At 33.3% G+C, this 8,124-nt stretch carries 8 protein-coding genes; 3 read left to right on the top strand and 5 right to left on the bottom strand.

Annotated elements, in window-relative coordinates; all coding sequences use genetic code 11:
* Window positions 1–85 precede the first annotated feature (85 nt).
* On the top strand, window positions 86–892 hold the full coding sequence (locus tag AC1RRN_RS14430; RefSeq protein ID WP_492967966.1) for a DUF2490 domain-containing protein: 807 nt from the start codon (window positions 86–88) through the stop codon (window positions 890–892).
* 110 nt (window positions 893–1,002) lie between these two features.
* Window positions 1,003–1,785 (top strand): non-homologous end joining protein Ku, encoded by a 783-nt coding sequence (ku, locus tag AC1RRN_RS14425; protein ID WP_492967965.1) that lies wholly within the window; start codon window positions 1,003–1,005, stop codon window positions 1,783–1,785.
* Here the strand turns inward: ku and ligD are convergent.
* Complete coding sequence (gene ligD / locus AC1RRN_RS14420) at window positions 1,782–4,328, bottom strand: DNA ligase D (protein WP_492967964.1); 2,547 nt, start codon at window positions 4,326–4,328, stop codon at window positions 1,782–1,784. The two genes, ku and ligD, sit on opposite strands and share 4 nt — an antisense overlap.
* Window positions 4,329–4,999: 671 nt before the next feature.
* Between ligD and AC1RRN_RS14415 the strand changes: the two genes are divergently transcribed.
* Window positions 5,000–6,229 carry a PQQ-dependent sugar dehydrogenase gene (locus AC1RRN_RS14415; RefSeq protein ID WP_492967963.1) on the top strand — a complete coding sequence of 410 codons (1,230 nt, stop codon included), beginning with the start codon at window positions 5,000–5,002 and terminating at the stop codon, window positions 6,227–6,229.
* A 95-nt stretch (window positions 6,230–6,324) separates the two neighbouring features.
* Here the strand turns inward: AC1RRN_RS14415 and AC1RRN_RS14410 are convergent, their stop codons facing one another.
* The 4 genes from AC1RRN_RS14410 to AC1RRN_RS14395 form a co-directional block, all read right to left on the bottom strand.
* Window positions 6,325–6,810, bottom strand: a complete 486-nt coding sequence (locus AC1RRN_RS14410; protein WP_492967962.1) for a hypothetical protein — start codon at window positions 6,808–6,810, stop codon at window positions 6,325–6,327.
* An 89-nt stretch (window positions 6,811–6,899) separates the two neighbouring features.
* Window positions 6,900–7,205, bottom strand: coding sequence for a hypothetical protein (locus AC1RRN_RS14405; RefSeq protein WP_492967961.1), 306 nt, complete (start codon window positions 7,203–7,205; stop codon window positions 6,900–6,902).
* 32 nt (window positions 7,206–7,237) lie between these two features.
* Window positions 7,238–7,720 (bottom strand): hypothetical protein, encoded by a 483-nt coding sequence (locus AC1RRN_RS14400; protein ID WP_492967960.1) that lies wholly within the window; start codon window positions 7,718–7,720, stop codon window positions 7,238–7,240.
* A gap of 24 nt (window positions 7,721–7,744) precedes the next feature.
* A complete protein-coding gene (locus tag AC1RRN_RS14395) occupies window positions 7,745–7,885 on the bottom strand; it encodes a hypothetical protein (protein ID WP_492967959.1) in 141 nt (46 codons plus the stop codon).
* Window positions 7,886–8,124 lie beyond the last annotated feature (239 nt).

Here is an 8,124-nt window from a genome sequence, read left to right as displayed (position 1 = left end):
AATATTGATAGTCTCTTTTATTTTTTTTGAATTAAGTTATTGATAATAAGTGTTTTTAAGTTTTTATATTCCAAAATCCATTAATATGAGCCAATTAAAAAACGTTTTTATTTCGTTGTGTATAATATTAGTAGCACAAGTTTCAAGAGCGCAACTGGATCCTCCTTACACGGTCGGATTCATTCCAGCCTCTATATCTGAAGGTGATGTTGCTTTTCCCATATATGAAAAATGGGATTTAAGCGGTCAGGCCGATGTACAATTAGTAACTCAGGGATCGTATGATACCAAAAATCCTTTTCAATACACGCAACGTGTTGTCGTAAGACCATGGCTTATTTATTCAGGTTTTAAAAATATTAAGTTGTGGCTTGGATACGCACACAATCAGAAATATGCTGTAGAAGAAATGGGCAATTATGAAACTCTCGAACAGCGATTAATCATAATGAGCACATTTTCGCAGAATATGCCCAGAGGGAATATCTTTGAGCAGGTTCGTTTTGAAACTAAATTCTTTGATGACCGGAATGGTGTGCATCAAACCATACCGAGAATCAGGATGAGGTTTGGTGTAAATCATTTTCTTCCTCAAAGTAAAAGCAAAACACTTTTTTTAGCTCCAAACATTGGTTATTATGCAGAGCTAATGCTAAAGTTCGCTTCTAAAGATTATGCTAAGGAGAATTTTGATATTTTTAGGCTATCCGTATATTATACAGCAGGTATTACCCAAAATATCCATTTTTTGGCAGGTGTTATTGGTCAAATGCAGCTTCGTACAAATGGAACTCAATTCGATATTTATTACGGTCCAATGGTATCGGTTAAGTACAGTATTAAACCAAAAGAAAGAGAAACATTTGACAGTGTTGATGGGGGAGCAGATTAATATATATTGAAGTTTTTAAGGCCATCATCTTATAAAACATTCCCAATATCATATAAGAGAAAATCGTAATTCTGATTTAATTTTAAGCTTAATTTTAAAATAGTGAAATCATGAGATCAATATGGACAGGCTCAATCAGTTTTGGTTTAATTAATATTCCGGTTAAATTATTTTCGGCTGTGCAGGAAAGTAATCTCGATCTGGATATGCTCGATGCAAAAGATCTTTCAAATATCATATTCAAAAGATTTAATGAAAGTACAGGTAAAGAAGTGGCGTACGGAAATATTATCAAAGGCTATAAAATCGAAGATAAATATGTTATTCTGGATGATGAAGATTTTCAGGCTGCTGATGCAGTAAAAACCAAAACGATAGATATTCAGAGTTTTGTTATTGAAAAAGATATTGATAGTATTTATTACGAACAGCCTTATTTTCTGGAACCTGACAAAGGAGCTATGAAAGCCTATGCGTTACTTCGAGATGCTCTATCAGCTTCCGGAAAAGTTGGAGTAACAAGTTTTGTGCTCCGAAATAAAGAAAGCCTGGCGATTTTAAAACCATATAAAAATGTAATTGTTTTAAACCGAATCCGTTTCGAACAAGAAGTTAGAGATCCGTCAGAATTAAAACTTCCGCCTGTCGCTAAATCTACGAGTGCAAAAGAAATGGATATGGCCGAAAAATTAATTGATCAGCTCACAGAAAAATTTGATATCAGCAGTTTTAAAGATGAATACACAGCCAAACTTTTGGACATTATTAAAAAGAAAGCCAAAGGAAAAGCGCCTAAAAAACCAGCAGAACTTAAAGTAGTCCACAAACAAACAGACGATCTTATGGAAATGCTGAAAGCAAGTTTAGAAACTAAGAAGAAAAAGTCATCTTAACCTCGATCGCGATCTTCAATTTTTTTAATTATCTTTTTAACATTGGCTCCTTTTTCTAAAACAGGTGTCCATAGATCACCTTTTTTCTCAAAACGACTCAAAACATTTTTTATAGTGAATTGTGATGGATGCAAATCGTTATTTACTTCGCTCCATTCTAAAGGAGTTGATACTGTTGCGCCAGGTTTAGGGCGCACAGAATAAGGTGCTGCCAAAGTCTGACCATGTCTGTTTTGTAAAAAGTCAATATAAATTTTACGATCTCTTTTTTTAATACTTCGTTCCAGAGTTGTGGTGTCCGGTAAACGCGATTGTACTTCTTTGGCAATTAATTCGGCTAATATTTTTGTCGAATCATAATCATACTGCGCGCCTAGCGGAATATAAACATGCAATCCTGATGCGCCTGAAGTTTTGCACACACATTCCGTTTCTAATTCATCCATCACTTCTTTTACGGTTAGAGCCGTTTTTACAACCTCTGTAAAATCTTGCTGATCAGGATCAATATCAATTACAAGCCAATCCGGATTTTCAATATGCTGAATAGTGGAGTTCCACGGATTGATTTCGATACAACCCAAATTTGCCATATAAAGTAAGGTTTCCTTATTGTTACAAATCAAATAGTTTACATCAGCATCATTCGATTCTGAGAATATTTTTTTTGTTTTTAACCATGACGGACTTTTTTCTACATCCACTTCTTTTTGATAAAAGCTGGTGCCAGCGATTCCGTTTGGAAAACGATTCATCGATTGCGGACGATTTTTTAGATAAGGAAGTATAAGATCAGCAACTTCGTTATAATACTGAACGATATCTCCTTTGGTAATTTTATCGTCAGGAAAATAGATTTTATTCTGATTAGTTAGATGAAGCACTGTTTTACCCACTTTCAAATCATAATCATTTTCTGTTTTATTTTTTTGAGTAGTATCATCCATTTTTTCTTCTTTTTTTAATTCAGTTGTATTTTTAATGGCTGTTGGTAAAAAAACTTCACTGGGCTTTTTGTCGATTCTCAAACCAAGATAGACTGGATGTCTGAGGCGTTTATCACCTGTCCATTCAGAAAATTTTATTTGGCAGACCAATTTTGGTTTTACCCACTGAATTGTATCTCTCAGACCAGTCTTTTCATTTAATGGAGAATCAGTAATAAAATAAGGTTGCAATTTAGTGTACAATTCTTCTAATATTTGTTCTGTGAAGCCGGTACCGCATTTTCCAATATATTGAAGTCGTTTACCATAATATTGCGCCATCAAAATAGCGCCAAAATGTTTTCTGGAATTCTTTGGTTCAGTAATTCCAATAATAATAGCTTCTTCCTGATTGGCGGTTTTAATTTTTAGCCACTCGTGTGTACGTCTGTCCGATAAATAAATGCTGTCTGCTTTTTTAGCAACAATACCTTCTTCTGTATTTTTTGTAGCAAGTTCAAATTGTTTTATTCCATCTCCAACAGAATGATCAGCATAAAAAATATTGCTGAATTGATATTTATTGAATAAAATTTTTAGTAGCTCTTTACGATCGACAGTAGATAATTTAGTGATAAGATTTCCATCTAAATTCAACAAATCGAACACATAATATTTTAAATTTCCAAAACCCGTTTTAAGATAATTTTGAAGTAATTGAAAACTAGCTTTACCTTTTTCATTCTCAACCACAACTTCTCCATCTAAAACAACGGCGTGATCAATTTTTTTTAATTCTTCGACAATAGGTTTAAAATTGGTATTGAAAGAAATTTCATTTCTGCTGTATAATTCAACATCATCATTTGGGTTGATCACGGCAATAGTTCTGTAGCCGTCATATTTGTTTTCGAATATCCAGTCTTCATTATCAAATGCTTTGTCGGTAATTGTGGCTAACATTGGTTTAATGAACTCAGCAGGTTTATCAGACTTTTTAGCTGTTTTTTCATTTTGATTTTCTTTTGAACCAGGAACTATATCTTCTGATTTTTCTCCCAAATCCTCTAAAGTTCTTTTCGAAATAACCGATTTGTCTTTTTGCAATATGTCTGTGTCATTAACATACTTATCATTTTTTTTGATAAGCAGCCATGCATTTTCCTGTTTTCCGTTTAATTTAACCAGTGAAAATTCGCCTTTGAGTTTTTCTCCATTAAGAACAAAACTCAAACGTCCCTTTTTTAAATTTGCCAGTAAAGTTTTTTCAGGCGATGTTGTTTTTTCTGAAGGAGTATAAGTGCCGTTATCCCATACAATTACATTTCCTGCGCCATAATTTCCAGCCGGAATAGTACCTTCAAAATCTTTGTAACTATACGGATGATCCTCCACCATCATAGCAAGTCGCTTAACATCAGGATCCATTGATGGTCCTTTTGGAACGGCCCAACTTTTAAGAACACCATCCATTTCCAGTCTAAAGTCATAATGCAAATGCGAAGCCGCGTGTTTTTGCACTACAAAAATTAATTTATTTACTGATTTTTCAACTTTACCTTTAGGCTCCTGTGTTTGTTTAAAATCTCTTTTTTTATTGTATTTAGAAAGTGACATAGGTTAGAATTGATGGGTTAGAGAAATCGGTGAACTGGCCCAAACTATAAAAACTAAACTTAATAGTTTAAGAAATTGTGATACTGGTTGACACAACAAATATAAAATTGAAAAGGAAGAATTTTTTTATAAGATTCTGTCTGACGATTTCATAATTATCAGATTTTATTTTCAGAATAAAAGCTAAAAGGTAATAATTCGATAAAAAAAGCTTGTTACCTAAATAACAAGCTTTTAAAAAAAAATGTAGCGATTTCAATGTTGAAATGTTTTGTTGAATCAGAAGATGGTGGAATTTCGTTATACAATTTGAAACCTTCATCAAATACAATTTGGGGCAAAAGTATATAAATAGCAATTTGAAATGACTACAATTTGAAATAGCTATTTATCTGGATTCGTTATTTAACTATTGAAACTGTTCGTAATATAAAGTATTATGTAAACATTATTTTATATAATTTATGTTTTTTATTATATAATTTACATGTTTAATTTTAATGATTTCTGTTTTAAAAATATATTTTTATCTGATTTACAATAAATTGTATAAATTTTACGATTAATTATATAAACTTATTCATTGCTGATTGTAGAAATTTGTTTTGAATAATTCTGTGCTTAATTAAATCTATTTTATAAAGATATTAACCCTTAATCTACTCAATACCATGCGACACTGTAACTATATTACTATTTTATCAAGTGCTTTATTAATGGCTTGTGGCTGCTCAAATGATAAAGATCCTGCGAATCCAGATCCGGGAACTACCACAGATCCTGTAGAAACTACAGCGCCAAATACCAATTATAGCCCGGCTTTTTCCGGACAAACACGTATTAATGGAGTTAAGACCAATACAAGCTATGAGGCCAAAGTTATTACTTCATCATTGGCTAGTCCCTGGGGCGTTAAAAGTCTCCCGGATGGCCGATTATTGATAACCCAAAAGGCCGGAACAATGCGTATTGTTACTGTCGCTGGAGAAGTTAGTAGTCCGATTACGGGAATTCCAGTTGTGAATCCGGCAGGGCAGGGCGGATTATTAGGCTTATGTCTTGATCCTGAATTTTCATCAAATAGAATGATTTACTGGGTTTTTTCAGAAGCTGTAACTGGAGGAAATCAAACATCTGTAGCCAAAGGAAAATTATCAGCAGATGAAAAAACGATAGAAGGAGCAGTCGTAATTTATCGTGCAAATCCGGCAAATCCAAGCGATCTGCATTATGGTGGTCGTATACTTTTTGATCCAACCGGAAATTTGATTGTTAGTACCGGAGAAAGATCTGTCTTACAAACAAGACCTTTAGCACAATCTGTTACAGCAGGATTAGGAAAAGTAATCAGAATTACAAAAAACGGACAAGCTGCAGCAGGTAATCCAACTTTTACGGGAGCCGGAGCTTTACCGGAATTATATAGTATTGGTCACAGAAACCCGCAAGGATTAGCGCTTAATTCGGTTACCGGTGAAATTTGGCTGGCTGAACACGGACCTCGTGGCGGCGATGAAATTAATCGTTTAAAACCAGGTGCTAATTTTGGATGGCCAACAATTACGTACGGAATTGAATATAGCGGAGAAAAAGTAGGAGCGGGGATCCAGAAACAAGATGGCATGGAACAGCCAGTTTATTATTGGGATCCGGTGGTATCGCCAAGCGGAATGACTTTTTATACCGGAAACCGCGTTCCGGAATGGCAAAATAATCTTTTTATTGGAGCCTTGAGCGGAATGCATATTGTTCGTCTTGCTATTGAAAATAATAAAGTTATTGGAGAAGAAAGACTTTTAGCAGGAGAAGGACAACGTTTTAGAGATGTTACACAAGGAAATGACGGAGCCTTATATGCAATTACAGATCAGGGTCGACTTTATAAAATTGACAAGAAATAAAAATTTGAATTTAAATAAATAAAAATGGCGCAGATGATGCGCCATTTTTTATTTTGTGAATTAGTGTGAAAGATTTTCCTTTTTGGATTTCTTAATCACTTTGGGGCAAAATAAGAATTTGTTAGCAAAGTGACAGTTAAGGAAATAGCATAAACTGCCGTAGCAGTAAGAGCAAAAATTATATGGGCTGCGAATAATTGTACATAAAAGCCTTTAAAGTCAATAGCAGGCTTATGATGCGATAGTTTAAAAAAGATCATCCAACTAATGATGCCAATTATTCCACTTACGATGCCTAGTAAAATCGCATGAAAAATGGATAACTGCAATATATTACGAGCCCAAAAATAATGGTAAACGGTTACAAAAACCACTCCAATACCATAATGTATCAACCAACTCAATGTGTTTTTGGAAGCATTTGAGAGATTGATTCTAAAATTATGCATCAAATAACTAAGCAATAAAGGCTCTTTGTATATTTCTCTAAAACTTGCTGATGCTGCATAACTAAATAAGGTCATGGTTGATGTTGCGGCAATTGATACTATTATGATTTGAAAAATTAGATAAAGATCCATAACAGGTTATTTTTTGGAGCAATAAAAATCAATGTGTTTCATTTATTGTCATTGATTATTTGAAAATAAGTGAAACGCATTAATTATTATTAAGTGCTCGCAATTGAATCATCTGTTTGGATTCCTTTTTCTTCTTTTTCTTCATCTTTATTATCATTGGTTTGCGAAACAGAAGAATCTGAATACTTCTTATAAAAACCAATAGCTAATAATGGAATTGCCCATTTTCCAAAAAAGGAACCGGCCTGACCTTTTCCTGCTAATTTTAAAGTTGCTGCTAAAAGCAAAGAGCCAGCTGCAGCGCAAAGGAATGTATTTGATGAAAGACCTGAAAATTTCTTTTCTAAGGTTTCACCTAAATTTTCCATGCTTCCGGGGTTAATAATATTTTCCATGATTTTAGATTTATTTGTTAGGGATAGATTATTTAATCAACTTTTGATGAATCTCTGTTTCGAATGTTATGTTCTTCTTTATCAAGATCCGAATTATTAAGATGATCGCCTTCCAGATCATTAAGATCGTTATCAGCAAGATCGTTGTCGTCATCTTCGTTTTTGTAGAGATCACCTACGCCAAGGTTTCGATCATCGTCATTATCAGGATCACCTTTGTCAAGATTAGTTCGATTTTTATCCAGATTATTTTCATCATCGTAGATTTCTTCATCGTCATCATCTTCTTGTAAGGCATCTAAAAATTGCTGATCTAAATTATCCTGATCATTTGTAACAGAATCGTCCTCGTTGACTATGGTTTCTTCCTCCGGATTCTCTTCGTCAGGTGTAATATTTTCATATTGATCAACATAACTTGTGCTTTCATCTGTTACAGGTTCTTTGACTGATGATTCGTTAGTTTGAAAATTACGGTCGTCCAGACCGTAATTTTCGTTGTTTTCTGTACTCATGTGAGGTAGATTTTATTAAAATTGTTATTTTTTAGTCGCTGTCGATTTTTTATCATCGCTTTGAGACTTGGTACTACTTTTTGAAGTAGTTCCTTTTGAAGCAGATTTTTTATCTGCTGTTTTTGCACTTGTAGTGCTGCTGTTTTTTTGATTTGAAGTGTTCATAATATTGGTTTTAATTATTAATAGTTTACAAATTTAGGATCGGTAAAAAATATTTTTTTATAAAATTAAAGATTCTAATTTTATAATTTTCAGCTATTTAAGGTTTAAAATAAAAATGTACTTCCTGATATCAACTCCATAAAACCCTGAATGATATTCAGGATATTTACTGTTTTACTAATTCTTGAATTGTGATGAAAAAAGTTCTTTACTGATACCGGAAGTACAATATCATTTTA

The organism is Flavobacterium sp. GW821-FHT11G01 (genome assembly GCF_058808175.1).
This window is presented reverse-complemented; position numbering and strand designations above follow the sequence as displayed.

Bases quoted from the DNA above. Each gene is read 5' to 3' on its own strand.
- AC1RRN_RS14430 (WP_492967966.1), top strand. From the start codon at position 86: ATGAGCCAATTAAAAAACGTTTTTATTTCGTTGTGTATAATATTAGTA.
- ku (WP_492967965.1), top strand. From the start codon at position 1,003: ATGAGATCAATATGGACAGGCTCAATCAGTTTTGGTTTAATTAATATT.
- ligD (WP_492967964.1), bottom strand. From the start codon at position 4,328: ATGTCACTTTCTAAATACAATAAAAAAAGAGATTTTAAACAAACACAG.
- AC1RRN_RS14415 (WP_492967963.1), top strand. From the start codon at position 5,000: ATGCGACACTGTAACTATATTACTATTTTATCAAGTGCTTTATTAATG.
- AC1RRN_RS14410 (WP_492967962.1), bottom strand. From the start codon at position 6,810: ATGGATCTTTATCTAATTTTTCAAATCATAATAGTATCAATTGCCGCA.
- AC1RRN_RS14405 (WP_492967961.1), bottom strand. From the start codon at position 7,205: ATGGAAAATATTATTAACCCCGGAAGCATGGAAAATTTAGGTGAAACC.
- AC1RRN_RS14400 (WP_492967960.1), bottom strand. From the start codon at position 7,720: ATGAGTACAGAAAACAACGAAAATTACGGTCTGGACGACCGTAATTTT.
- AC1RRN_RS14395 (WP_492967959.1), bottom strand. From the start codon at position 7,885: ATGAACACTTCAAATCAAAAAAACAGCAGCACTACAAGTGCAAAAACA.